The 24888-nt window shown below is 72.3% G+C and carries 22 protein-coding genes; 9 read left to right on the top strand and 13 right to left on the bottom strand.

Annotation, left to right across the window (positions count from 1 at the left end; translation table 11 throughout):
- Nucleotides 1–521 precede the first annotated feature (521 nt).
- Together NZH93_RS11230 and NZH93_RS11225 are read left to right on the top strand one after the other, a co-directional pair.
- Entirely contained in the window at nt 522–2156 is a 1635-nt protein-coding gene (locus NZH93_RS11230; protein WP_259622931.1) for a vWA domain-containing protein, read from the top strand.
- 69 nt (nt 2157–2225) lie between these two features.
- Nucleotides 2226–3032: an alpha/beta fold hydrolase gene (locus tag NZH93_RS11225; protein ID WP_259622930.1), complete on the top strand. Its 807-nt coding sequence runs from the start codon at nt 2226–2228 to the stop codon at nt 3030–3032.
- Here NZH93_RS11225 and NZH93_RS11220 read toward each other — a convergent pair.
- From NZH93_RS11220 to NZH93_RS11205, 4 genes are all read right to left on the bottom strand, one after another.
- Nucleotides 3022–4365: a hypothetical protein gene (locus NZH93_RS11220; protein WP_259622929.1), complete on the bottom strand. Its 1344-nt coding sequence runs from the start codon at nt 4363–4365 to the stop codon at nt 3022–3024. The genes NZH93_RS11225 and NZH93_RS11220 overlap by 11 nt on opposite strands.
- Nucleotides 4366–4405: 40 nt before the next feature.
- Nucleotides 4406–4888 carry a universal stress protein gene (locus NZH93_RS11215; protein WP_259622928.1) on the bottom strand — a complete coding sequence of 161 codons (483 nt, stop codon included), beginning with the start codon at nt 4886–4888 and terminating at the stop codon, nt 4406–4408.
- 1 nt (nt 4889) lies between these two features.
- Nucleotides 4890–6122 carry an SLC13 family permease gene (locus NZH93_RS11210; RefSeq protein ID WP_259622927.1) on the bottom strand — a complete coding sequence of 411 codons (1233 nt, stop codon included), beginning with the start codon at nt 6120–6122 and terminating at the stop codon, nt 4890–4892.
- A gap of 69 nt (nt 6123–6191) precedes the next feature.
- The gene (locus tag NZH93_RS11205) at nt 6192–6587 is read right to left on the bottom strand and encodes a nuclear transport factor 2 family protein (protein WP_259622926.1); all 396 of its coding nucleotides are present in this window, start codon (nt 6585–6587) and stop codon (nt 6192–6194) included.
- An 87-nt stretch (nt 6588–6674) separates the two neighbouring features.
- On the opposite strand from NZH93_RS11205, the gene NZH93_RS11200 reads away from it, so the two are divergent.
- Nucleotides 6675–7046 (top strand): winged helix-turn-helix transcriptional regulator, encoded by a 372-nt coding sequence (locus tag NZH93_RS11200; protein WP_259622925.1) that lies wholly within the window; start codon nt 6675–6677, stop codon nt 7044–7046.
- Here the strand turns inward: NZH93_RS11200 and NZH93_RS11195 are convergent.
- Nucleotides 7028–7726, bottom strand: a complete 699-nt coding sequence (locus NZH93_RS11195) for an SDR family oxidoreductase (RefSeq protein ID WP_259622924.1) — start codon at nt 7724–7726, stop codon at nt 7028–7030. The two genes, NZH93_RS11200 and NZH93_RS11195, sit on opposite strands and share 19 nt — an antisense overlap.
- 77 nt (nt 7727–7803) lie before the next feature.
- Here NZH93_RS11195 and NZH93_RS11190 point away from each other — a divergent pair, with 77 nt between their 5' ends.
- Complete coding sequence (locus tag NZH93_RS11190) at nt 7804–8262, top strand: winged helix-turn-helix transcriptional regulator (RefSeq protein WP_259622923.1); 459 nt, start codon at nt 7804–7806, stop codon at nt 8260–8262.
- A gap of 56 nt (nt 8263–8318) precedes the next feature.
- The gene (locus tag NZH93_RS11185; protein WP_259622922.1) at nt 8319–8930 is read left to right on the top strand and encodes a hypothetical protein; all 612 of its coding nucleotides are present in this window, start codon (nt 8319–8321) and stop codon (nt 8928–8930) included.
- Nucleotides 8931–8942: 12 nt separating this feature from the next.
- Here the strand turns inward: NZH93_RS11185 and NZH93_RS11180 are convergent, their stop codons facing one another.
- Entirely contained in the window at nt 8943–11807 is a 2865-nt protein-coding gene (locus tag NZH93_RS11180; protein WP_259622921.1) for an AfsR/SARP family transcriptional regulator, read from the bottom strand.
- 275 nt (nt 11808–12082) lie between these two features.
- Nucleotides 12083–12451: an STAS domain-containing protein gene (locus NZH93_RS11175; protein ID WP_259622920.1), complete on the bottom strand. Its 369-nt coding sequence runs from the start codon at nt 12449–12451 to the stop codon at nt 12083–12085.
- A 141-nt stretch (nt 12452–12592) separates the two neighbouring features.
- On the opposite strand from NZH93_RS11175, the gene NZH93_RS11170 reads away from it, so the two are divergent.
- From NZH93_RS11170 to NZH93_RS51210, 3 genes are all read left to right on the top strand, one after another.
- Complete coding sequence (locus tag NZH93_RS11170) at nt 12593–12940, top strand: helix-turn-helix domain-containing protein (protein ID WP_259622919.1); 348 nt, start codon at nt 12593–12595, stop codon at nt 12938–12940.
- A gap of 82 nt (nt 12941–13022) precedes the next feature.
- The gene (locus NZH93_RS11165) at nt 13023–13460 is read left to right on the top strand and encodes a response regulator (RefSeq protein WP_259622918.1); all 438 of its coding nucleotides are present in this window, start codon (nt 13023–13025) and stop codon (nt 13458–13460) included.
- A gap of 2209 nt (nt 13461–15669) precedes the next feature.
- Nucleotides 15670–17061 carry a cellulose binding domain-containing protein gene (locus NZH93_RS51210; protein WP_372506614.1) on the top strand — a complete coding sequence of 464 codons (1392 nt, stop codon included), beginning with the start codon at nt 15670–15672 and terminating at the stop codon, nt 17059–17061.
- 31 nt (nt 17062–17092) lie between these two features.
- Here the strand turns inward: NZH93_RS51210 and NZH93_RS11155 are convergent, their stop codons facing one another.
- From NZH93_RS11155 to NZH93_RS11140, 4 genes are all read right to left on the bottom strand, one after another.
- Nucleotides 17093–19165, bottom strand: a complete 2073-nt coding sequence (locus tag NZH93_RS11155) for a putative bifunctional diguanylate cyclase/phosphodiesterase (protein ID WP_259622916.1) — start codon at nt 19163–19165, stop codon at nt 17093–17095.
- Between the two features lie 257 nt (nt 19166–19422).
- Nucleotides 19423–19944: a PepSY domain-containing protein gene (locus NZH93_RS11150; protein WP_259622915.1), complete on the bottom strand. Its 522-nt coding sequence runs from the start codon at nt 19942–19944 to the stop codon at nt 19423–19425.
- 86 nt (nt 19945–20030) lie between these two features.
- Nucleotides 20031–21290, bottom strand: a complete 1260-nt coding sequence (locus tag NZH93_RS11145) for a sensor histidine kinase (protein WP_259622914.1) — start codon at nt 21288–21290, stop codon at nt 20031–20033.
- A 6-nt stretch (nt 21291–21296) separates the two neighbouring features.
- Nucleotides 21297–21980 (bottom strand): response regulator transcription factor, encoded by a 684-nt coding sequence (locus NZH93_RS11140; RefSeq protein ID WP_259622913.1) that lies wholly within the window; start codon nt 21978–21980, stop codon nt 21297–21299.
- Between the two features lie 91 nt (nt 21981–22071).
- Here NZH93_RS11140 and NZH93_RS11135 point away from each other — a divergent pair, with 91 nt between their 5' ends.
- The gene (locus NZH93_RS11135) at nt 22072–22548 is read left to right on the top strand and encodes a hypothetical protein (RefSeq protein ID WP_259622912.1); all 477 of its coding nucleotides are present in this window, start codon (nt 22072–22074) and stop codon (nt 22546–22548) included.
- Here NZH93_RS11135 and NZH93_RS11130 read toward each other — a convergent pair.
- Together NZH93_RS11130 and NZH93_RS11125 are read right to left on the bottom strand one after the other, a co-directional pair.
- A complete protein-coding gene (locus tag NZH93_RS11130) occupies nt 22535–23716 on the bottom strand; it encodes a PP2C family protein-serine/threonine phosphatase (protein WP_259622911.1) in 1182 nt (393 codons plus the stop codon). The genes NZH93_RS11135 and NZH93_RS11130 overlap by 14 nt on opposite strands.
- Nucleotides 23713–24465, bottom strand: a complete 753-nt coding sequence (locus tag NZH93_RS11125; protein WP_308214188.1) for an alpha/beta fold hydrolase — start codon at nt 24463–24465, stop codon at nt 23713–23715. Before NZH93_RS11125 ends, NZH93_RS11130 begins: the two co-directional genes overlap by 4 nt.
- Nucleotides 24466–24888: the final 423 nt, after the last annotated feature.

Genomic DNA, 24888 nt, shown 5'->3' with positions numbered 1-24888 from the left:
GGTGCCAGGCGAACGCACCCCGGATGACGGCGATCACCACGGGTCGACCGGGGCGATGGACCTTCGGATGAATCAATACCTCTCCAAGGCGAAAGAATCATCCACTTTCGCGACCCGCCGTGCCCATTTCGTTTGGACTGGGCAAATCTGGCCACGTTCAGCCCACCAGAAGTCCCCCGAATGCCGTGGCCGCCACTGAAATAGGGCGACAAGCACCCGGATTCTTCTCCACGGGACAGGCACGGTCGCCTTGGCCGTGGTGGCGGCCGTCGGGATGGCACCGACGGCCGCCACAACAGCTCTGGTGACCGAACATCTGACAACGCGAACGAATGCGATAGGCCGAACGGTCCGTTCATCCACAATTCCGGGCTATACCATTCCCGAAACCAATGCCCAAAACCGTATTCACCGTATTTCCCCCTCTCCTCCCCCATCCGCCTCACGTGATCGCAACGATCGCGTTCGGAGCAGCGAAGCGGGCCTTGCACCCGGTCGCCCGAGTGAGAAGAGATGGTCTGATGGATTCCGTTCGTCAACGTGGACGACGGCGCGTTCTCGGCGCGCTGGCCTGCTCGGTGGTGGCCGTGCTGGGCTCTGTCGTCTCGACCCCTGTCACCACGGCGGCCCCCGGTGCGGCGGCGGCCACCCGGTGCGGTCCGCTGGACGTGGCGTTCGTCCTGGACGACACCGGCAGCATGGGCGGCACGATCGCCAACATCAAGACCGGCATCAACAGCATCGTCAGCGACGTCGTGGCGGCGTCGGGCGGTGACTACCAGTTGGGGCTGGTGACGTTCAAGGACGACATCACCGTGGTGAACGACCTCGCGCCGGGCAACGCGGGGCCGGTCACGAACTACGTGACGAACGTGCTGGCCGCCGGCGGTGGTGGTGCTGAGCCGGAGGCGTCCGACGAGGCGGTGAACACGGTCGTCAACCGGTTGCCCGCGCTCGGGCGGCCGCAGGCCGGGAACTTCTCCGGGGTGTGGCGGTCGAACGCGACGAAGTTCGTCGTGCTCGTGACCGACGCGCGGCCGGGCGGGTTCGACGACACCTACACCGCGGGCACGGACGACGTGAACGCGGCGACGCGCGCGACCGAGGCGCTCGGCGCGGGCATCAAGATCTCCGCCGTCTACGTGCCCACGTCGGCGGCCTACACCCCGACGATCACGCCGATCATGCAGAACTACGCGACGACGACCGGCGGCACGTACGTGCAGGCGCAACCCGACGGCACCGGGACCGCCACGGCGATCCAGCGGTTCCTGAGCGACTGCCGCCAGACGGACGTGTTCATGCACGACCAAGCGTCCGACACCGGGGTCGAACCCAACCCGAGCGGATCGGTGTGGAGCAGCCCGGACATCAAGGTGTGCCCGACGGCGGCGGACTGCCCCGGCAGCCAGCCGGTGGTCGGGTCGACCAGCTACGTGCACGTCAAACTGCACAACCCCGGCCCGTACGGCAGTGGTCCCGGACTCGGGACGCTGAAGGTCTACTACACCGCGCAGGGCGGCGCGGCGGTGTGGAACGCGGCCACCGGCGGTGACTGGACGGCGATCGGGCAGCAGAGCCTCTCGGTGCCCGCGGGCGCCACGGTCGTGAAGATCCCGTGGGTGAACGTGCCGGGGCCGGGTCACTTCTGCCTGCTCGCGCGGTGGGTGTCGGCGACGGACCCGATGACGTTCGCCGAGGTGTCCAACACGGTGCTCAACGCCAAGAACAACAACAACATCGCCTGGCGCAACGTGGACTCGATCCGGGTGAAGCCGGGCCAGGTCGGCACCGCGCCGTTCACCGTCGGCAACGGCACCCTCGAGCGGATCAAGACGGACCTCGTGTTCACCAGCCCGGCCAAGCCGTTCATCGGCGCGGGCACGCTGGTGGTCGACCTCGGTCCGAGGCTGTTCGAGCGGTGGAAGCAGGGCGGCGGCCAGGGCGTCGGTGTCAAGCAGGTCGGCGAGACCTCGCTGCTGGTGGCCGACCCGAGGCAGAGCCGGATCTCGGGGCTGCTGGTCGGCCCCGGTGAGCGGTTCGAGACGAAGCTGCTGTTCACCGGTGAGCAGCGCGGCGAGTTCGTGCAGCACGTCGCGCAGTTCGACGAGACCGGCGACATCGGCGGTGTCGAGTTCCAGGTGGTCGTGGAGTAGACCCCTCGGGGGCGGGCTCACGGGCCCGCCCCCGTTGCCTGTCGGCGTGGAATCAACGATGCTCCGCTGGTGGAACTCGTGGAGCAGGACGTGCCGACGGTGCTGGGCCGCATCCGGATCCGGGTCGGCGGTGCCGGACCGGTGATCGTGTTCTGGCCCAGCCTGCTGATGGACGGGACCATGTGGGCGGCGCAGGCGGAGCACTTCGCGGCCACCCACCGGGTCGTGCTGGTCGACCCGCCGGGTCACGGCGGCAGCGAACCGCTGACCCGCCTGTTCGAGTTCTCCGAGTGCGCGCACGTCGTCGCGCAGGTCCTCGACCACGTCGGCGCGGCCGACGCCGACTACGTCGGCAACTCGTGGGGCGGGATGATCGGCGCCACCTTCGCCGCCCGGTTCCCGGACCGCGTCCGCACGGCCGTGCTGATGAACTGCACGGTGTCCCGCGCGCCCTTCCGGCAGAAGGTCGAGTTCGGTCTCCTGACCCGCGCGGCCCGCTTGGCGGGCGGCATCCGCGGGCCGCTGGTGGGACCGTGCGTCGACGCGTTCGTCGGCCCGACCACCAAGGCCGAACGCCCCCAGGTGGTCGAGACGATCAGGGCCGCTCTCGGCCGGGTCGACATCGCCTCCGCCCGCTGGGCCGTCACGAGCGTCGTGCCGCGCCGCCCCGACCAGCGCGCGCTGGCCGCCGAGATCCGGGCGAAGGTCGTCGTGGTCGCGGGCATCGAGGACGCCACGTTCCCCGTCGCCGAGACCCGCGTCATGGCCGACGCGATCCCCGGCGCCCGGTTCGTCGTGCTCGACGACACCGCCCACCTCGCCGCACTGGAGAACCCGGTCGAGGTGAACGCGCTGATCGAGGAGGTCATCCGCTGACGGCCGCCAACTCCTCCAGCAGCACCGGATCGAGCCACGGCTCGGCCGCGCCCAGCGCCCGACGCAGGTCGGCCGCGTTCGGCGGCGGGGACGCCGTCTGCCGCGCGTCCGAGAGCCAGACCCGCAGGTCCGCCGCCGCGCGCACCCGCCGTTCGGGGTCGCGGGCCACCAGCACGAGATCGGCCAGCAGGCGGTGCCAGGCGTCGCTCGCCACCAGCAGGCGGTATGCCGCCGTCCGCACGTTCCGGGCGTCGGACAGCAGCAGGTCCACCAGGCGGTCCTGGTCGAGTGCCTCGGCGTGACGGCGCAGCGCCCGCGTCACGGCACGGGTGACGGCCCCCGACGGGTCGGTCAGCATCGCCTCGAAGCGGGTCACGTCCACCGCGCCCAACCGCAGCAGCGCGTGGACCGCGTCCGCGCGGACCCGCGAACTCGGGTGCGCCAGCCACGGCCGCACCAGGTCGGCGTCGGCCGGGACCCCGGTCTCCCCCAGGCCGAGCAGCGCCTCCGGCAGCCGGGCCCGGCAGTGCGCGGCCGGGTCGTCGACCAGGCTCCGGGCGACGGTCCGGACCCGCGCGCTGCGATCGGTCAACGCCGCCACCGCGTGCTCCTCCTGCCCGATCGCGCGCACGGCGGCGGCCCGCACGCAGGCGGCCCGGCAGGTCAGGAGCACGCGCACGTCGTCGACGTCGGCGGCGAGCCGCGTCGCGGCCTCCGCGCACCGGACGCGGATCGGCCGGTCCTCGCCGCGCAACGCCCCGCGCAGCACCGCATCCAGGTCGAGGATCCCCCGCTCCAGCGCCACGTCGTAGGCGAAGCGGCGGGCCGGCACGTCGGCGGCCTCCCGCGCGACCGCGAGCACGGCGGGCGTCGCCGAGCGCAGCGCGGACTCCACTCGTTCGGCGAGCCACGCCCCGAGGGGGTGGTCCCGCAGCGCGAACGCCACCGGCGCCACCTCGACCACCGACGGGCTGTCCAGCAGCGGTTCGCACGCGGCCCGCGCCCGGTCGCGGACCTTCGGCACCCGGTCCGCAGCCCGCAACGCCAGCGCCTGCGGCGACTCCCCGCGTTCCACGATGTCCACGACCGCCGCCTCGCGCGCCCACCCGCGCCGGTCGCACGCCGCCAGCACCCGGTCCAACGCACCGGCCCGACCGGTCGCGCGCCGCGCCTCCAGCACGTCCGCCAAGGTCGGCTGGTCCCACTGGCAGTAGCGGACGGCTTCGTCCACCGCGAGCCAGGTGCTCGCCGACGCCGAGGCGAGGACGTCGGGCGACTCGGCCGCGAGCAGGTGCTCCAGCAGCTCGTCGCCGCGCGGGTCGGAGGTCTTCACGCCGGGATCGTCCCGCCACGACCGCGGGAGCGCACGCGTTTTACCGGGGTGGCGGTGGGATCGACGCGATGCCGGGCGCCTGTTCCGGCCACACCAGCAGCACCGGGCACGGGGCGTGGTCGACGACGAAGCGGGTGGCGTGGCCGAGGCTCTTCGGGCCGAGGCGGGTGCGGTCGCCGTCGCGGGCGATGATCAGCAGGCCCGCGCCCTCCGCGGCGGCGATCACCTCCTCCTCCGGGCGGCCGTGGCGGTTCACCGCGGTGGCGGGCAGGTCCAGTTCGGCGGCGGCCACGGCGAGCAGGTGCTGCGCGGCGACCTCCGCCAACTCCTCCACCTGGTGGCCGGGATCGCGTTCGGGGTGGCCGCGGCCGAGCAGGCCCGCGAACGCCCCGTGCGCCGCACCGGGTACGTCCGGTGCCGTGACGTGCAGCAGCACGATCCTCGACGACGGCGGGGCGAACGTCCGCGCGGCGTGCGCGCAGGCCCGCCAGGTGCCTTCGACGATCCAGACGACGACGTCCACATCAGCCTCCGATCACGGTCAGACCCGCCCACAGTCCCAGAACGGCGAGCACGAGCGACACCGGCACGGTGAGCAGGCCGAGCCTGGTGAACTCGCCGAGGTCCGCGCTGGTGTCGTGCTGGTGCAGGATCCGGCGCCACAGCAGGGTCGCCAGCGATCCGACGTAGGTCAGGTTGGGGCCGATGTTCACCCCGATGAGCACCGCCAGCACGGCGCCGGTCCCGCCGGAGGCCGCCAGCGGGAGCAGCACCAGCACCGCGGGCAGGTTGTTGATCAGGTTCGCGAGCACTGCGGCGACGGCGGCCAACCCGAGCAGCGCGAGCAGCGTGCTCCCGGTCGGGATGAGGTGGCCGACGGCGTCGGACAGGCCGTTGTCGACGACCGCGCGGACCACGACCCCCAGTGCCAGCACGAACACCAGGAACGGGACGCTCGTGGACCCGAACAGCGCGCGGGGGGTGGTCGTGCGGCGCACGAGGGCTCGCACGCCCAGCACCAGCGCCCCGCCGAACGCCGCCCACGCCGGGTCGACGCCCAGCGGTGAGGTGACGGCGAACCCGACCAGGGTCAGTCCCAGCACGACGAGCACGAACGTCGGCGCCTTCCGCGGGGGCACCGGCAGTCCGGCGTCCGCGCCCGCCGCGAGGTCGGAGGCGAAGAACAGCCGGAACACCGCGTACTCCACGGCGATGGCCGCGAGCCACGGCAGCGCCATGAGCCCGGCGAACCGGGTGAACGAGATGCCCGCCGCGGTGAACGCCAGCAGGTTGGTCAGGTTCGACACCGGGAGCAGCAGCGACGCCGAGTTGGCCAGGTGCGTGCACGCGTACACGTGCGGCTTCGGCCGGGCGCCCAGGCGGGAGGCGGTGGCGAACACCACGGGCGTCAGCAGCACGACCGTGGCGTCCAGGCTGAGCACGGCCGTGATCGCCGCCGCCACGCCGAACACCGACCCCAGCAGGCGCTTCGGGCTGCCCGAGCACAGCCGGGCCATGAGCGACCCGGCCGCCTCGAACAGCCCCTCGTCCGCGCACAGCCGGGCGAGCACCAGCACCGCGGCGAGGAAGGCGACGACCGGCGCCAGCCGTTCGACCTCCGCGACCGCGTGCGGCACCGAGATGGCCCCGGTGGCCAGCACGACCAGCGCGGCCGGAACCGCGGCCACGGCCTCCGGCCAGCCCCGAGGCCGGACGACGGCGAACGCCAGTACCGCCACCAGCAGCACCACGGACACGACGGTGTTCAGCTCGGACCTCCCCGCACGACGGACACCATCATCCGACGCGGGTCCGGAACCGGCACATCACCTGCCCCAGAAGGCGTCCTCGGCGTCCTGGTCGGCACCGAACAGCCACACCTCCACGATCACGCCGTCGACGACCCGCAGCAGGTCGACGCCGTCGAGCGCGAGCGACGCGCCGTCCCGTTCGGCCACGAAGTGGATGGTCGCGGCGACCAGGTCGCCGTTGCCCATGACGTGGTCGACCCGGTCGATCCGGAAGGTGCCGCGGCTGATCTCCACCATCCCGCCGATCATGGCGAACACCTCGCCAGAGCCGGACCGCTCGCCGGAGAAGCGGTTCGCGCCCGGCTGGTGCCAGACGACGTCCGGCGCCAGCAGCGCCCCGACGGTGTCGAGGTCGCCCGCGGCGAGCGCGTCGAAGTACTGCCGGACGACGGCGGTGGTCGAATCGGACATGTGGTGCCTCCCTGTTGTCGTTGCAGGGAGCTATGGTTCCTTTCGGTAATCAATTACCTCAAGGTAACCAATGGACGGGTGCGACCTATGTCACCGAAGTGGGACGTGCTGTCCCGGACGTGCCCGTCGCGCACGTCGCTGGCCCGCATCGCGAACAAGTGGACCGCGATGATCGTGATCACCCTGGCCGACGGGCCCCAGCGGTTCGGCGGGATCCGCGAGGCCCTGGACGGCATCAGTGGCAAGGTCCTCACCTCGACGCTGCGCGACCTCGAACGCGACGGGCTGCTGCGGCGCACCGCCTACGCCGAGGTGCCGCCCAGGGTCGAGTACGAGCTGACGCCGCTCGGCCACACGCTGCACGGTCCGCTGGAGGCGCTCGCCCGCTGGGCGGAGGAGCACATCCCGGAGGTGCTGGAGGCGCGGGACGAGTTCGACGGTCAGGCGGTCAGGGGGTAGAGCGCGGCGACGCCGCCCGCCAGGTTCCGCTGGACGTGACGGCTCAGCGTGTCGGCCAGCACCTCGGGCTCACCCGCCGCGACGCCGTCCAGCGCCTGCTCGGCGACGGCCGCCGGGTCGCTCTTGGCGCCGGTGACGTGCGCGGCCATGTCGGTGTCCATGTACCCGACGTGCAGCCCGGTGACCTGCGTCCCCTGTGCCGCCAGCTCGTTGCGCAGCGCGTTGGTGAGCGACCACTCGGCCGACTTCGCCGCCGCGTAGGCGGAGACCGTCGGGCCGCTGACCCAGGACAGGACCGAGAGCACGTTCAGCACGGCGCTGGTCTCGTGCTCGGCGAGCTGCGGGGCGAACGCCCTGGTCACCGCGAGGGTGCCGAAGTAGTGGACGTCCATCTCCCGCCGGACGTCCTCCAGCGGGCCCACGACCACCGAGGCCCCCGTGGACGAGCCCGCGTTGTTGACCAGCACGGACAACCCCTTGATGGCGCGCGCGGCGGCGGCGATCGACTCCGGGTCGGTCACGTCGAGCGCGATCGGGATGGCTCCGGGGAGGTCGACGGACGCCGGGTTGCGGGCACCCGCGTAGACCGTGGCCCCCCGCTCGAGGAGCTGCTCGGCGAGGTGCCTGCCGAGTCCGCGGTTGGCGCCGGTGACGAGTGCGGTGCGGCCTGCGAGATCCATGACGACTCCAGTCTGAGTTGGTTTTTCCAACTTAGCACCTGGATTGGAAAGCGCAACCCAGGTGTAGGATGGGTCTCATGGCGACCCCGAAGATGCTGGACTCCACGTGCTCGATCGCGCGCAGTCTCGGTGTGCTCGGCGAGCGCTGGACGTTCCTGATCCTGCGCGACGCCCTCTCGGGCTCCACCCGGTTCGCGCAGTTCAAGGACTCGCTGGGGATCGCGCCGGACGTCCTCACCGCGCGACTGGCGACGCTGGTGGAGTACGGCGTGATGACCCGCGAGCCCTACCAGGAGCCGGGCAGCAGGCCGCGGGACGCCTACCACCTCACCGACGCGGGCCGGGAGCTGAAGCTGGTGATCGGCGCACTCCAGCAGTGGGGCGACCGCCACGTCCCGCACGAGAACGGACCCACGATCGAACGCCGGGTGCGCGACAGCGACCGCCCCGCCCACGTCGGTTTCGTCGACGAGTCCGGCCGCGAGGTCGGCACCGAGGACGTCGCGTTCCTCCGCACGGCGGCCTACCCCGCGTAGCGCGGAAGTTCCCGTTCTCCTCCGGGGGACCGCGTCGCCGTGCCACAGTCGGGGCCATGTCGATCACCGCGAGCCGAACGCTGGTCCTCTGCGCCGCGCTCCTGCTGGCCTCCGGGTGCGCGAGCCGCACCCCCGTGGCGTCCGACGGCGGTGGTGACGGGCCTGTGCTGAGCGTCAGCAGGTCCGCGGCCCCGACCTGGGTTCCGACGACCCCGACCACCTGCCCCGGCGATGTCACCGCCCCACCAGCCGCGACACCCACTACCCCGGCGCCCACCACCGCGGGCACCGGCAGGCCCGCGCCGGACGTCGCACCGCACCAGGCGGAGAACAACGCCTGGAAGCAGCGGCGCCCGCTCACGCCGGACGAGCGAGCACGAGGCGTCGAAGCCGCGGACAAGGTCCTCCCGCTGTTGGAAGCGCTGTGCGCCAAGGGCGACTTCACCACCGACAGCGCCCGCAAGGCCCTGGTCGACGCGGGTCTGCCCGCCGACACCATGGTCGAACTGGTCGAGCAGCGCTTCGACGGGCAACCGCCGATGATCTACTACAACGCGACGCTCGGGACCCGCACGTGCGTGCTGGGCGACCTCACCCCCGGCCACGTCCGGGTCTTCGTCGAAGGCCCGACCGGTGAGGGTAGCTGCCACGAGCCCAAGTCCCACTGACCGCGCGGCGCGTCAGCCCGCGGGTTGCCGCGCGTGGTCCAGGCCCAGCAGCCGGTCGGTGATCTGCTGCGTGGCGGGGAGCTTGAGCTCCTCCAGGATCGCCAACGCCCGCAGCCACGACTCCCGCGCGCCCGACCGGTCTCCCGCCTCCATCATGGTGTCGCCCAGCTCCATCAGTTCCTCGGCCTCGTACACCGGGATGTTCGCCTTGCGGTACAGCGCGATGGCCCGCTCCCGGTAGGCGATGGCCCGGTCGTAGCGACCGCGCAGCCGGTACGACTCGGCGAGCACGACCCAGCAGTTGCCCTCGCCGTTGCCGTCGCCCAACTCCCGGAAGACGGTCATGGCCTGCCTGCTGAGCGAGACGGCGTCGACGTGGTCCCCGAGGTGGCCGCGCGCCCAGGCGATGCCCTGCAACGAGTTCGCCTGGCCGTACAGGTCGCCCGCCTCCAGGTAGAGCGCGTGGGCCCGCTCGTGGTGGTGGGCGGACTCCGCGAACTTGTTGCCGCGGGCGAGGATGGACCCGAGCCCGCTGTGCACGTGGGCCTGCTCGTAGTTCAGGCCGAGGTCGCGGAAGATCTCCTGGGTGCGGTTCAGCAGCGCCACGGCCTCGGCGGGACGGCCGAGGTAGTGGCGCGCGCCCGCCAGGCTGCGCATCGCGAGCGCGCGGCCCAGCGGGTCGCCCTCGATCTCGGACGCGGCGACCACGGCGGACATCGTCGCGTCCCACTCGTGCCACAGGCCCTGGTACTGGAAGTGCTGCTGCATCGACAGCGCGAGACCCCTGGCGTAGGCGGGGCGGCCGTTCGCGACGGCGTACCGGACGGCGGCCGTGAGGACCTGGTGCTCCGCGGTCATCCACCGGGTGGCCTGCTCGTCGTCCTCGACGACCTCCGGTCGCACGCCGGGCAGCGGCTCGGCGGGCGGCTCGGGCACCATCCTCGGTTTGAGCAGCAGATTGGCCCGGTGCGCGGTCTGCCGGTAGTGGTCGAGCAGCCGGTCCAGCGCCGCGGCGCGGTCGGCGTCGGAGTCCAGGTCCCGGCTCAGCTCGGCGGCGTAGACCTGGATCAGCTCGTGGGCGGCGAACCGGCGCGGCACGTGCTCGGTGACCAGCCTGCCGCGGACGAGTTCGACCAGCAGGCCGCGGGTCTCCTTGACGTCCGCGCCGAGCAGGCTGGCGGCGGCGGCGAGCGAGATGTCCGGTCCGATGTGCGGCGACAGCAGGCGGAACAGCCGCGCGGCGCGGTCGCCGAGCATCCGGTAGGACCACGAGAAGACGGTCCGCACGTCACCGCTGCTGCCGTCGCCGAAGGCGTCCAGGCTGCCCTCGGTGTCCTTCAGCTCGTCGGCGATGGCGGCCAGCGGGAAGCCGGGGTGGGCGGCGGCCCGCGCGGCGACGAGGCTGAGCGCGAGCGGCAGGCCCGCGCAGAACCGGACGACGTCGTCGACCGCCCGCGGTTCCGCCCCGACCCGGCGGGCGCCGATCCGGCGCACCAGGTTCTCCCTGGCCTCCTCCGGCGAGAGCACGTCGAGCGACACGAGGTGCGCCCCGTCGGTCGCCATCAGCCCGGTCAGCCGGTCGCGGCTGGTGACGATCACCAGGCAGCTCGCCGACCCCGGCAGCAGCGGGCGGACCTGGTTCGCGTCGCGCGCGTTGTCCAGCACCACGAGCATCCGCTTGCCCGCCGTGAGGCTGCGGTACAGGCCCGCCTGCTCGTCCACGGTGGACGGCATCCGCGTCTGGAGCACGTCGAGCGCGCCGAGAAACCCGCGCAGCGCCTCGGCGGGGTCCATCACCTCACCGCTGAGGTCGAACCCGCGCAGGTTCACGTAGAGCTGCCCGTCGGGGTACCGGTCGGCCAGCGAGTGCGCGAGCCGCACCGCCAGGGTGGTCTTCCCGGTGCCCGGCATCCCGTCGATCGCGCAGATCACCGTGGACCCCGAGGTGGTCGGGTCCACGGACGCCAGCGCGCTCAGCTCGGCCAGCACCGCGCGGCGGCCGGTGAACGCGGGCAGGTCCGACGGCAGTTGCGCCGGGCGCAGGCCCGCGCGGAACACGGGCGGCGTCTCGGGCCGCACGTGCTCCGGCTGGTCGGGCACGACCTCCTGCGCCAGTACCCGGTGGTGCGCCTCGCGCAGCGCCGGACCGGGCCCGATGCCCAGCTCGTCGGACAGGTGCGTGCGCACGACCTGGTAGATGCCCAACGCCTCGGCCTGGTGGCCCGCCGCCGCGAGCAGCAGCATCACCTGCGCCTGGAGCGCTTCGTCCAACCTGGCCTGGGCCGCCACGGCCCGCAGCGCGGGCAGCAGTTCCTCCGCCATCCCGGCTTCGCGCGCGATCTCGGCGGCGTCCCTGGCCAGCGCGAGCCGTTCGTTGTCGATCGCGGTGAACAGCGCGGCGGCCCGCGACCCCACGTCCAGACCGTCGGCGCACCGGCCCCGCCACAGCGTCAGCGCCTCCGCGAACACCGGCACCGCGCCGGCGTGGTCACCGGAGGAGACCAGGCGGCCCGCCTCGGCGGCCAGCGCGCGGAACCGCAGCAGGTCGAGCGACCCCTCGTCGACGCCGAGCTGGTAGCCGCCCGCCTTGCGGAGCAGCCACGTCCCGGCCGCTCGCGGCGGCAGCCCCGGCTCCAGCATCCGGCGCAGCAGCCCGACGGACCGGTGCACCACGTTGACAGCGCTGGTCGGGGCGCTCTCGTCCCACATCAGGTCGACCAGTTCGCCGAGGCTCACCGGCCTGCCACCGCCCGCGAGCAGGAAGGCCAGGACGAGGCGCTGCTGCGGTGCCCCGAGGTCGATCTCGACGTCGTCGCGCCACGCCCGGACCGGCCCCAGCACGGTGAAGCGCACCCGCGCGACACCGCTGTCCGTCAACTACCGGCCTCCTCGCCACCCACGGCACGTCACCCCGTGACAACCGGGTGTTCACAGGTTACCAAACCGCGACCCGTTCTCGGTCGATCTTGCCCAGCGGGCAAGGTCCAGCGAGTTCGGCGACGGACTGGACCACTGCCCCGACAGGTCTGGTCCTGTTCGAGGACAAGGCGTGCGCGCGGCGAGTGGCGGCGCGGCCGCGGATGGCGAACGGCCGCAGACTGCCACCACCTCATCCTCCACTGTGGACTCGCGGCCCGCACGCAGACCCCCGGTCAGGCCGCCAGCGCGGCGTCCACCGTCGGGTAGATGTCCAACAGGCCGTCCAGCGCGGTGAGCGAGAGCGGCCGGGCCACCGCGCGGCTCGCCACCACGAGGCGGAACCCGCCGCCGCCGAGCCCCCGCTGGTGGCAGCGCACGAGCGCGCTGAGGCCGGTCGAGTCGAGGAACGTCACCCCCGTCAGGTCGAGGACCAGCGGCACTTCCGGCCGCCCGACCGCGACGAGCCGATCCTCCAGTTCCGGCACCGTGTTCATGTCGACGTCGCCCACGACCGCGACCACCACCGCGCCCCGCGCTTCCTGGTGGTGCACGCGCAAGCGCGGAAGATCCGCGTCGGAGTCCTGTCCGGGGACCGTGCGCATGACGACCTCTCCTCGTCCGGGCGGACCCGGCGGCCCGCGTCCCGAAAATCTCCAGTGGAGATGGTAGACATTGATGCGCGCCAAGCATAGAGTTTGTTCACCAGCGACGCGAAGTACCGCTCGCGCGACCCGGAAGGACCCGTGGACCCCACACCCGATCCCAGCGCGGAGAGCAGGTTCGAGGACGACGACTACCCCGCCTACTCGATGGGCCGGGCCGCCGAGATCCTCGGCGTGACGCAGGTGTTCCTGCGCAGCCTCGACAACGCCGGGCTGATCGCCCCCCAGCGGTCCGAGGGCGGCCACCGCCGCTACTCCCGCTACCAGTTGAAGCTCGCGGGGCGGGTCAGGGAACTCGTGGACCAGGGCACCGCGGTCGACGCGGCGTACCGGATCGTCGTCCTGGAGGACCAGCTCACCGAGGCGCTGCGGGTCAACGAGGAGCTGAAGCGGGCCCGCCCGCGGGGGACGAACGCCGACCAGGGGTGAACCGCCCCCTTCGCCGTCCGCCCCGACGTGGCACGATGGCGCACAGGGCCCGTGCCGCACCCCTGGAATGGACTGCGCCGTGATGGTTTCCGCAGCATCGGCGATCGACGTCCTCCTGGTCGAGGACGACGCGGGTGACGCCCTCATCACCGTGGAGGCGTTCGAGCGCCACAAGGTGGCCAACCGCCTGCACCGGGTGCGCGACGGCGTCGAGGCGCTGGAGTTCCTGCGCCACGAGGGCGTGCACGCGGAGGCGCCCCGGCCGGACCTGATCCTGCTGGACCTCAACCTCCCCAGGATGAACGGCCACGAGGTCCTCGCCGAGATCAAGGAGGACGAGGACCTCCGCCGCATCCCGGTGGTCGTGCTGACGACGTCCGGCGCCGACGAGGACGTGCTGCGCAGCTACCAGCTCCACGCGAACGCGTACGTGACGAAACCGGTCGACTTCGACGCGTTCGTCGCCGCCGTTCGGCAGATCGACGACTTCTTCATCACGGTCATCGCACGCCCGAGCTGAGAACACCTTCACCTAACCACGGGAAATAGACCACATTTCCCGTTCTACTACCTATGCCTGCAGGTAGAAACCGGTTCTCACCTGCTCTTTCACCAATTTGAATGGCGTAGCAATAAGCTAGTTAGACCACCTCGATTTACCTATTTCACATACCTGACCATTCGCGTACTTGAACTCGTCGCGAATTTCCGCGCAATCATTGACCGGAGCGTCGAGCGCTCCCCACACTGCAACTCCACGATGTGAGCCGCCACACGTCCGAGGTCCGACATCTCCCTCCTTGGAGGCACGTGTGTCCCGAAGTCATCGCCTGCGCCGAGCCGCCGTGCTCGGGTTGGTGGGCTCGCTCGCCGCGGCCGGGGTCGTCCTGGTGAACGCCGCGGGCGCCGCGCCCGGAGCCGGTGCGCTCACCGGGCTGAACACCTCGGCGGACAACCGCCGGGCCCCCGTGAGCGGCCTGTACGACTGGAGCAGGGCCGGGTACCGGGGTGGCCAGAACCTCCCCGGAGCAGCGGAGACCAACCCCGCCGAGGCCTGCCGGATCACCGCGGCGGAACTCGCGGGCCAGTTCGGCGTCCGCCCGGACGACGGCGTGGACGACTCCGCGGGCATCCAGTCGGCCATCGACTCGATCAAGTCGACCTGCTCGCCGTCCGCGGGCTACGGGAAGCTGAGCCTGATCACGCTGCCCGCGGGCGAGTTGGCGGTGTCGCGCGAACTGCACGTCGACGCGGACTACCTGATCATCCGCGGAGCGGGCGCGGCGGCGACGAGGATCGTGTACCGGCCCGACGCGAACACCCTGTACGACACCCTCACCGAGGACGGGTCGGACTGGGACGAGGACGGCATGACCGCGGGCGAGGGCAAGGGCGGCTGGCTGTGGCCGGGCCGCGGCCTGTTCCGCGTCCAGTCGCGCGAGGTGCACCCGGCCTACGCGAGCGCGTACGCCTCGGCTCCCGCCAACCGCAAGGACATCTTCGAGGGCACGGTGAACGTGCACTGGAAGTCCGGCGCGAAGCTGCGGGCGAAACCGGGTGAGACCGCGTACGCCGCGAGGCAGGGCGACCGGACCGTCTACCTGGCGACCAACGCGAACACGTCCGCGATGGCGGTCGGCTCGTTCCTCAACGTCCGCGCGGCGAACTCGGTCAAGTTCTACGAGCAGCAGAAGGCGACCGGCACGGCGTTCCCGATGCTGAACATGCACATGCGGGCCCAGATCTTCACGGTGACCGCCGTCGACGCGGCGAACAAGACCGTCACGGTGGACAAGCCGCTGGAGTACGACGTCCCGATCACGTCCACCTCGGACGGTTCGGCGCCGATCGACGGCGCCGCCTACGACTCGAAGGCCGCCCCGCTGGTGGACCCGGTCGTCGGCGTCGGCTTCGAGGACTTCGGCTTCACCCAGGCGATGCCGGGGCTGGACCGCGCCGACTCGGTGAACAACTACGGCAACATGGCGCCCGCGGCCGAGATGCACGGCATCGTCTTCAAGTGGGCGGCCAACTCCTGGGTGCGCGGCGTCAAGGCGGAGATGACCGGGTCGCACCCGATCGTCACCGAGGAGGCCAAGAACCTCCAGGTCGTGGACAACGAACTGGTGGGCTCGTGGAACAAGGGCAAGGGCGGCAACGGGTACTTCCGCGGCTCGCGCGTGTGGGACTCGCTCTACGCGGGCAACACCTCCCGCGAGCTGCGGCACTTCACGTTCCAGTGGTCCGCGTCGGGCAACGTCGTGATCGGCAACGACTTCGACTCCGACCTGAACCTGCACGGCGGCTGGGAGCGCAACAACCTGTTCGAGCTGAACACGGTCCGCGTCCCCTACGCGCACCGCTCGGCGAACTGCCGCGCCAACTGCGGTGAGGAGGGCGGCGGCGGGCCGGACACCTCCAACTGGTTCCCGATCTGGTGGGGCGCGGGCCAGAAGGCCGTCAAGTGGTCCGGCGCCTCGGGGCCGCGCAACGTCTTCTTCAACAACGCGATGACCAAGCAGCAGGCGACCGGCGGCCCGTTCACCGCGTACTACGCCGACCGCACCAGGGTCTACCAGTTCGGCTGGAACGGCACCGGCTACCAGCACCTGGACGTCGGCGGCACGCCGATCGCGGACTGGGCGACCAACGAGCAGCGCGACTACACCGGCGGCCACGGCGTGGACGCGAGCAGGACCGACACGGCGTCGTCGCTGTTCCTGAGGTCGGTGGGCGGCGCCCCGCCGACCACCACGTCCAGCACGACGACCACCACCACGACCACGACCACCACTCCGCCGTCGACCGGCTGCCTCACCGCGACCGTCACCCGGACCTCGGTGTGGAGCAGCGGCTACGGCGCCGACGTCGTGCTCACCAACGGCTGCCCCACCGCGACCACGTCGTGGGCCGTGGAGTTCGACCTCCCCTCCGGCACCACGATCACCAGCTCGTGGAACGCCGTCCGCACCACCACCGGCCAACACCACAGGTTCACCAACGCGACCTTCAACGGCGCCGTCAAACCCGGTGCCACCGCCAAGTTCGGCTTCAACGCCTCGGGCACCGGCCTGCCCACGACCTGCACGGTCGACGGCGTCGCCTGCGACGGCGGAGGCAGCGGTGGCGGTGGCGGTGGCGGTGGCGCGACGGTCGACGTGTCCACGGCGGCGCAGCTCCAGGCCGCGCTGGCCACCGCCTCCCCAGGTCAGACGATCCGGCTGGCGGCGGGCACCTACCGCGGCTCCTTCGCCGTCGACGGCCGCGCGGGCACGGCGGCGCAGCGGATCACCCTGAGCGGCCCGTCGACCGCCGTCATCATCAACGACGGCCCGTCCGGCGAGGCCCCGTCCTGCCCCGTGCCAACCGCGGGCTGGGACTCCGGCTACGGCCTGTGGCTGTTCGACTCCCCGTACTGGAACCTCACCGGGTTCACCGTGCGGGAGTCGAAGAAGGGCATCGTGCTCGACAACTCCCACCACACCACCATCGACGCCGTCTCCGTGCACCACGTCGACGAGGAGGCCGTCCACTTCCGCCGCTCCTCCGCCGACGGCGTCCTGCGCGGGTCCACCATCACCGACACCGGCCTCGTCCAGCCCGGCTACGGCGAGGGCGTCTACCTCGGCTCCGCCAACTCCAACTGGGCCTGCCACGGCAACACCGGCGGCGTCGACCGGAGCGACCGGATCCAGGTGCTCGACAACAGGATCGGCCCGAACGTCGCGGCCGAGTCGATCGACGTCAAGGAAGGCACCCACGAGGGCGTCATCCGCGGCAACACCTTCGACGGCCAGGGCGTCACCGGCCAGAACTCGGCTGACTCCTGGATCGACGTCAAGGGCGTCGGCTACCGCATCGAGGCCAACACCGGCACGTTCCGCGCTCCCGGCGTGTTCGCCAACGGGTACGAGACCCACAACACCAGCACCACGCCCGCGTTCCCCAACGGGTGCGGCAACGTGTGGCGCGACAACCGCTCCGACCTCGGCGGCGTGGGCCAGTACGCCATCAACATCAGTTCGGTGTCCAAGTGCGCGGCGATGCCCAACGTCGTGCACGCGTCCAACACCGCGTCCGGCGCGGTAAAGGGCCTGACCAACATCGCGGTCACCCCGTGACCCCGGACGTGACCGGGTCCGGCGGGCCCGGTCACGTCCGGTCGTGCTCGGCCGCCCACACCACCGACGGCTGCACGTCCCAGTTCTCCGCCATGTCGGGTTTGCCGAACAGGTACCCCTGCGCGTAGTCGCAGCCCGCGACCCTCAGCCACTCGGCCTGGGCGGGGGTCTCGATGCCCTCGGCCACGGCCACGGCGCCGAGGACCCTGGTGAGGTCGATGATGCAGCGGACGACGCCCGCGGTGCGGCCTGACTCGCCCAGTTCCGCGGTGAACGACTTGTCGATCTTCACGACGTCGAACGGGTAGCGCTGGAGGTAGCTCAGCGACGAGTAGCCGGTGCCGAAGTCGTCCAGTGCCACGCGCACCCCCGTGTCGCGGACCGCCATCAGCGTGCGCATGGCGACCTCGTCAGCCCACACCGACTCGGTGACCTCGATCGTCAGCCCCTTCGGGCGCAGCCCGGTCGTGGTGAGCACCTCGTCGAGGGTGTCCAGGAAACCCGCCTGGGAGAGCTGGCGGGTCGACACGTTGACCGTGACGCCGATGGACCGGTCCTGCCAGCGCACGGCCTGCTCGCACGCGTCGAGCAGCACCCGGTTGCCCAGCGGCACGATGAGGCCGGTCTCCTCGGCGAGCCCGATGAACTCCATCGGGCCCAGCAGCCCGTGGCCGGGGCGCTGCCAGCGGACGAGCGCTTCGGCGCCGGTCACGCGGCCGGTCGCCAGGTCGACGATCGGCTGGTAGTGCAGGACCAGTTGGCCGCTGTCGATGGCGGCGCGCAGGTCCACCTTGTCGCGCTGCCTCGCCAGCACCTCCTCGCCCATCTCCGGGTGGAACAGCCGGTGGCGGGCGCCGCCCTCGCGCTTGGCGACGTACATGGCGGTGTCGGCGTCGCGGAGCAGGTCGGTGGCGGAGCCCTCGCCGTCGGACACCGCGATCCCGACGCTGGCGCGGATCACCAGCTCGTAGCCGAACGCGGACAGCGGTTCGGCCAGCGCGGCCAGCACCCGTTCACCGAGCCCGACGCACGCGTCCGCGTCGTGGCCGGGGGCCAGGACGGCGAACTCGTCGCCACCGATCCTCGCGGCGACCGCGCCGGGGCCCGCGGCCGAGTGGATGCGGTCGGCGGCCGACATCAGGTACTCGTCGCCCGCCTCGTGGCCCTCGGTGTCGTTGATCTCCTTGAACTGGTCGAGGTCGATGACCAGCAGGCCGACGGGGCCGCCCCCACCGGGCACGGCCTGCTCGACGAGGTGCAGGAAGTGCGAGCGGCCGACGAGCCCGGTCAGCTCGTCGCGTTCGGAGCGGGTGCGGAGGGCCTCCTCGCGGTGGGTGCGGGCGCTCACGTCCACCACGGCGACCAGCGTGCGGTCCGGGTCGACGGGCATCGGGTGCAGCGCGAGGACCCCGGTCCTGCCGACCCGCACCTCCACCGGGTCCGCCGAGGCGGTGCCGCACCCGCGTCCGCACGCGGTGATGTCCGGGCCGTGGGGGCACGGCACCGCGCCCGGCCCGGACCAGTCGAGGAGCGTCCGCGCCCGGTCGTTGTGCAGTTGGGGCACGCCGTCGTCGCCCAGGAGCACCAGGCCGACCGGGCTGGCCTGCACGACCGCCGAGAGCGTCCGGCGGGCGGAGTCGGCGGTCTTGGCCGCGCCCACCACCTTGTACAGCGCGCCCGAGCCGATCACCAGCCCCACCAGCGGCATGAGCGCCCCCACCAGCGAGTCGACGCCCACCGGCCGGGAGCCGAGGTCGAGCGTCATGGCCGCGCCGAGCCCGACCACGTACCCCAGCAGCGCGGGAGTCGCCTTGAGCGGGAACCACGCCGTCCCGCCCCGCAGCGACCGCCGCACGGTCACCCCGAAGAGGAACCCGATCACCGGTTGCGGGCCGGGGAGCACGAGGAACGCGGACACGGCGACCACACCCTCGGCGGCCGACACCCACCACGCGTCCCCGTCCGGACTCACCAGCCAGGTTCCGAGGACGACCACGGCCAGCAGCACCAGCGGGTAGTGCAGCGGCCCCCGCCCGGTGAACACGAGAGCCACCACCAGCGCCAGCCCGACCATCCAGGCGAAGGCGCTGGTGAGCAGTCGCACACCCCTGAGTTCAACCTTGTCCCGCGCTGTCGCCACCTCGTCCACCGGATCCGCGGTCTTGGCCGAAACCCCCAGGTCGTGGCGCGACCGACACTTTTCGTGCGAAGGCTCGCAATATGCAATTCTCGCACGGCGGGGGCAACCGCCAACAGGGTGATCGGCGAACCGCCCAGAACGACGGCGACAGTCCTTTGTGGACACCCATGGGCCCGCGAACCGGCGAAAGGCCCGCTGTCCAGGCCTTTCGCCGTGATCGACTAGTGGTCGTCACCACCTCGACCCCGGTGGGCGGAACCGTCGTCGCGGCCCCCGTGACCGCGGTGGACGTCACCGCGACGGCCCCGGTGACCGGAATCGTCGCCGGGCCGCACGGTCCCGGTCTCCTCGTCCACCCTGACGTCGCAGCGCCCGCCGCTCCACTCGATCCGCACGTGCCACTCCCACCGGCCGTGCTCCAACTCCCGCTCGGTGCCCACGACGCTGCCGCCGCCGACCTCGTCGAGCGCGATCCGCCCCGCCTCCTCCGCGGTCACACCCCCGGCGACCTCGGACGAGGGGGCCGCCGTCGTGGAGGTGGACGTGGTGGAGGACGACGTCGTGGAGGTGGACGTCCCGGAGGACGACGTGGCGGACGAGGTGGTCGGCTTGACCGAGATGGACGTCGCGGTGGGACTCGTCGTGCCGCTGTCGTCGGCGCCCGCGACCGCCGCCGCGGTCCCGGCGGCCACCAGCAGCACGAGCGTTCCGCCCACCAGCACGGCCCTGTTCCGGTTCGACATGATCGGCCCCTCTCCGTTGTGGCTGGACAGGACCGACGGTGCCGGGCGGTGGCCTAGCGGCGCGCTGTCGGACGGTTAACGGGTCCCTAAGCGGGCGGTCCGAGGTCGACGGTCACCAGCAGGCCACCGCGTTCCGAGGCGCCGATCCGCAGCCCGCCGCCCGCCTGTTCCGCCGTGCGCCGCACGATGTCCAGCCCGAGCCCGCTGGAGCCGGACCCGCTGGTCCCGCGCCGCACGGCGGTCGCGTCCATCCCCGGTCCGGCGTCGGCGACGACCAGCCGCGCGCCGCCGTCGGCACCCGCCCACAGCGCGACCTGGAAGTCCGTGCCGTCCGGGGTGTGGGCGAACACGTTGCCCAGCAGCGCGTCGACGCTCGCTTCCAGGTCCGCCCGCGCCACGGCGACCGGGAGCGGCCCGTCCGGCACGTCCACGCCGACCCGGCGGTCGGTGTCCTCGGCGAGCACGAGCCAGAACGCGACCCGCTCCCGCACCACCTCGGCGGCGTCGCTGCTACCCGCCGGGTCGACCCCGCGCCGCCGGGCCTGCTCGATCACCTGGGTGACGGCCCGCTGCACGGCGTCGACGCCGGAGCCGATGCGCTCGGCGTCGTCGGGACCGGCCAGCGCCTCGGCGTCCAGGCGCAACGCCATCAGCGGGGTGCGGACCCGGTGCGACAGGTCGGCGATGGTCTCCCGCTCCTCGCGCAGCAGGTCCGCGATGCGGCCCGCGAGCCCGTTGAGCGCGGTCGCCACGACACCGATCTCCGCGGGCGCGGCCGGATCGGCCCTCGCGTCCAGGTCGCCGCGCGCCAGCCGGTGCGACACGGCGGCGAGGGAGATGGTGGCCCGGACCAGCGACCGCGCCAGCCGGTCCGCGACCACGAGGCTCACCGCGAGCAGCACCACGGCCAGCCCGATCAGCAGCAGCCACGCCCGGCCGACGCCCGCCGACAGCCGCGCGTCGGGCACGAACGTGCGGATCACCCCGATCGTCGTGGTCGGGCCCGCGACCGCGAACACGATCTCGCGGCCCCCAGGCACGTCACCGGACGCGCTGGTCCCGTGAAAGGCCAGTTCCACCAACGACGTCCGGTCCGCGGCCGCCCCGAGGGTGGTGCCGTCGGCCAGGAACACGGTGGCGTCGGTGTCGACCTGCCGCACGCTCAACGACAGCGCGGCCGCGTCCGTGGTGGCGACCAGCGCGCTGAGCGACTGGGCGCGCACGGTCGCCGCCTGCACGGCCCGGTCGGCGGCCACGTCGCGGATCAGCAGCGCCAGCGGCAGCAGGAACGCGACCAGCACCAGCGAGGTGGTCGCCCCGACCAGCAGCAGCACCCGTCGTCGCACGCGCGGTCACTCCCCCGGCGCGCTGAGCCGGACCCCGACCCCGCGCACGGCGTGCAGGTAGCGGACGTCCTGCGCGGTCTCGCCGAGCTTGCGGCGCAGCCACGACAGGTGGACGTCGACCGTCTTGTCCGGGCCGCCGTAGGGCAGCCGCCACACCTCGGTCAGCAGCTCGCGCTTGCCGACGACCTCGCCCGCGCGGTTCGCGAGGTAGTGCAGCAGGTCGAACTCCCGCGGCGTGAGGTCGAGTTCGCGGCCGTCCAGGCTGGCCCGGCGGGACCTCGGGTCGATCCGCAGCCCGCCGACTACGACCGCGCCGTCCTCCACGTGCTCACCGCCGCGCCGCAGCACCGCCCGGATGCGGGCGTCGAGCTGCGCCGCGCCGAACGGTTTGACCAGGTAGTCGTCCGCGCCCGCGTCGAGCACGGCGACGATCTCGTCCTCGCCGTCCCGCGCGGTGGCCACGACCACCGGGACCCGGCTGACCCCGCGCAGCATCCGCAGCACCGTGACACCGTCCAGGTCGGGCAGGCCGAGGTCGAGCACGACGAGGTCCGGCCGGTCGCCGACGGCCTGCTCCAAGCCCGCCAGCGCGGTCGGCGCCCAGGTCACGGCGTGGCCGCGGTCCGCGAGCCCGCGGATGAGCGCCGTGCGGATCCGCGGGTCGTCCTCGATCAGCAGCACCTGGGCCATGCCCGAACGGTAGGCCACGGACGGCGGTCGCGCGGTCGCCTTAGGAGTCCGTTAGGAGCGCCTTAACGATCCCCGACGGCATACTGGCCCCATGTCCAGTCCCTGGTCCGGACGCACGAGGGCGCTCACGGTGGCGCTCGCGTGGGTGGCCGCGCTCGGGGCCGCGACGGTGGTCGGGATGACCGCCGTGAACGCCATCGGCAGCGGCATCGTCGGCGCAGGCCAGGAGCCGCTGAGCCAGTCCGAAGTGGACGCCAGGCTGTCGGCGTTCCCGGCCACCACGAGGACTTCCGACCCCCCGCCCACGCCGTCGTCCACCCCGGCACCGACCACGACCACCCCGGCGGTCGAGCCGACCGTCGTGAACAGCCGGGGCGGGTCGGTCATCGCCCGCTGCGACGGCGACCAGGTCCGGATCGTGTCCACCACGCCCGCGCAGGGCTTCCAGTCGCGCGCCGAGTCGGGCCACGACCACCCGTCGATCAGGTTCACCTCGGGCCGCGCGCGGGTGGAGGTCCGGTTGCGCTGCGTCGACGGCGTCCCGCGGCCGGAGATCAGGAACGGCTGACCGGCGGCACTCCCAGCGCCAGCACGGCGGTGTCGTCGTCGACACCGGGACCGAACCCGGTCAGCAGCTCGCGGACGGCCGTCACGGTGTCGGCCGCGCCACGGGGCGCGAGCGCGGCGGCGAACTCCAGCAGGGCCTCGTCGCCGTACCGGGAGCGGTCCGCGGCGACCCGCGCCTCGGTGATCCCGTCGGTGTAGAACAGCAGCGTGTCACCGGGCCCGAGGGTCACGGTGCGGGCCGTGAAGCAGGCGTCCGACAGCAGGCCGACCAACTGGCCGCCCACGAGGTCCTGCGGTTCGGCCGTGCCGTCCGCGCGCAGCAGCAGGGCAGGCGGGTGCCCACCACCCGCCAGTGCGACGGTGCAGCCGTCGGCGGTGGGCGTGAGCAGGCCGAACAGCACCGTGCAGAACCGGTGGCCGTCCTCCTGACCCAGGACGGTGTTCAGGGTCCGCAGCACGGCCCGCGGGTCGGAGTCCTGCACGGCGGCGGCGCGCAGCGTGTACCGGGCGACCGAGGCGATGGTCGCGGCGCCCGCGCCCTTGCCGCACACGTCACCGAGGAACAGCCCCCACCGGTCCCTGGTCAGCGGGAACAGGTCGTAGAAGTCGCCGCCGACCTCGTCGACGGACGCCGCGTGGTAGTACGCGGCCGTCTCCACCCCCGGCACGCGGGGCAGCGCGGGCGGCAGCAGCGACCGCTGGAGGGTCGTGGCCAGCCGCTGGTAGCGGTCCCGCTCGCCATCGGCCTGCTGCCTGGCCCGCAGCAGCTCCTGCTCGTACGCGCGGCGGTCGCGGGCGTCGAACAGGGTGGTCCGGATCAGCGCGGGCCGACCCTCCTCGTCGTGCTTCAGCACGGACGTGGCCAGCACGGGCAGCCTGCGCCCGTCGGAGGCCACCAGCTCCAGCGCGACCCCGCCGACCTCGCCCTGCATCCGCAGCAACGGCGCGAAGTGCGTCTCGTGGTAGATCCGGCCGCCGACGGTCAGCAGGTCGGCGAACCGGCGCCCGCCCACGACCTCCTCGCGGGAGTGGCCGAGCCACGACAGCAGCGTCGCGTTGACCCGCACGATCCGCCCGTCCAACGACGTCGACAGGTACCCGCAGGGCGCGTGGTCGTAGAGGTCTTCCAGGCTCTCCTGAGGCAGTGCTCCGATCCGGTCCCCGGTCATCCGCCCACTCTCGCGGCGAACGGGATGATCGCCGCCGCGGTCTCCGCGGGCGCGCTGAGCTGCGGGCAGTGGCCGGTGGCGTCCAGCGTGACCAGTTCGCTGCCGCGGATCCGGTCGTGGACGAACGCGCCGACCTCGGGCGGGGCGATGGCGTCGTGGGCGCACTGGACGACCAGCGACGGCACGGAGACGGACTCCAGGTCGGCCCGGTTGTCCGACAGGAACGTGGCGCGCGCGAACACCCGCGCGATCTTCGGGTCCGTCCGGCAGAAGCTGTTCTCCAGCTCCTCCCCCAACTCGGGGCGATCCGGGTTGCCCATGATCACCGGCGCCAGCGCGGCGGACCAGCCCAGGTAGTTGCTGTCCAGCGACTCCAGCAGCTCATCGATGTCGGCGGCGCTGAACCCACCGCGGTAGTCGCCGTCGTCGACGTAGCGGGGCGACGGCGTGAGCAGCACCAACCCGGAGAACAGATCAGGTTCCGCGACCACGGCCAGCACACCGATCATCGCGCTCACCGAGTGCCCGACCAGCACGACCGGCCCCACGTCCAGGTCGCGACACACCTCCACCACGTCCTCGGCGTACCCGTCGAGCGAGGAGTACCGCCGCTCGTCCCACGCCGCCAGATCCGACCGACCGGCCCCGACGTGATCGAACAGCACAACCCGGAAGTGCTCGGCCAACACCGGGACCACCAGCCGCCACAGGTTCTGATCACACCCGAACCCGTGAGCCAGCACAACCACAGGCCCACCCTCACGACCCGTAACCACGACGTTGTTCCGAGACCGAACATCCACTCCCGCATCCTGCCACCACCCCCTACCCCGCGCGTGGTCACGGTTCGGGACCGAACAGGCTTCTAGCAGCACACCCGCAGGTCAAAGCCTCGCACTACTCGACGGCGACGGACACACGACTCTTGTCGCTAGACCTTCCACTCTCCGCCCTCGCCCTCCGTTCTTCCCCCTTGGCCCTCTGCCCTCTCTTTTCTCTCTTCTCTCTTGGCGCTCCACCCTCGCTCTCCGTTCTCGCCCTTGCCCCTCCACCCTTCCCCGCTCTCTCCGCTCTCCGCTCTCCGCTCTCCGCTCTCCGCTCTCCGCTCTCCGCTCTCCGCTCTCCGCTCTCCGCTCTCCGCTCTCCGCTCTCCGCTCTCCGCTCTCCGCTCT

This window comes from Umezawaea endophytica, assembly GCF_025061645.1.
GTDB classification, from domain to species: Bacteria; Actinomycetota; Actinomycetes; order Mycobacteriales; family Pseudonocardiaceae; genus Umezawaea; species Umezawaea endophytica.
This window is presented reverse-complemented; position numbering and strand designations above follow the sequence as displayed.

Excerpts from the sequence above, each read along its gene's own strand:
- NZH93_RS11185 (WP_259622922.1), top strand. The coding sequence starts at position 8,319 with ATGTCGATCACCGCGAGCCGAACGCTGGTCCTCTGCGCCGCGCTCCTG.
- NZH93_RS11205 (WP_259622926.1), bottom strand. The coding sequence starts at position 6,587 with ATGTCCGATTCGACCACCGCCGTCGTCCGGCAGTACTTCGACGCGCTC.
- NZH93_RS11200 (WP_259622925.1), top strand. The coding sequence starts at position 6,675 with ATGTCACCGAAGTGGGACGTGCTGTCCCGGACGTGCCCGTCGCGCACG.
- NZH93_RS11130 (WP_259622911.1), bottom strand. The coding sequence starts at position 23,716 with ATGACCGGGGACCGGATCGGAGCACTGCCTCAGGAGAGCCTGGAAGAC.
- NZH93_RS11150 (WP_259622915.1), bottom strand. The coding sequence starts at position 19,944 with ATGTCGAACCGGAACAGGGCCGTGCTGGTGGGCGGAACGCTCGTGCTG.
- NZH93_RS11195 (WP_259622924.1), bottom strand. The coding sequence starts at position 7,726 with ATGGATCTCGCAGGCCGCACCGCACTCGTCACCGGCGCCAACCGCGGA.
- NZH93_RS11165 (WP_259622918.1), top strand. The coding sequence starts at position 13,023 with ATGGTTTCCGCAGCATCGGCGATCGACGTCCTCCTGGTCGAGGACGAC.
- NZH93_RS11230 (WP_259622931.1), top strand. The coding sequence starts at position 522 with ATGGATTCCGTTCGTCAACGTGGACGACGGCGCGTTCTCGGCGCGCTG.
- NZH93_RS11190 (WP_259622923.1), top strand. The coding sequence starts at position 7,804 with ATGGCGACCCCGAAGATGCTGGACTCCACGTGCTCGATCGCGCGCAGT.
- NZH93_RS11175 (WP_259622920.1), bottom strand. The coding sequence starts at position 12,451 with ATGCGCACGGTCCCCGGACAGGACTCCGACGCGGATCTTCCGCGCTTG.
- NZH93_RS11135 (WP_259622912.1), top strand. The coding sequence starts at position 22,072 with ATGTCCAGTCCCTGGTCCGGACGCACGAGGGCGCTCACGGTGGCGCTC.
- NZH93_RS11140 (WP_259622913.1), bottom strand. The coding sequence starts at position 21,980 with ATGGCCCAGGTGCTGCTGATCGAGGACGACCCGCGGATCCGCACGGCG.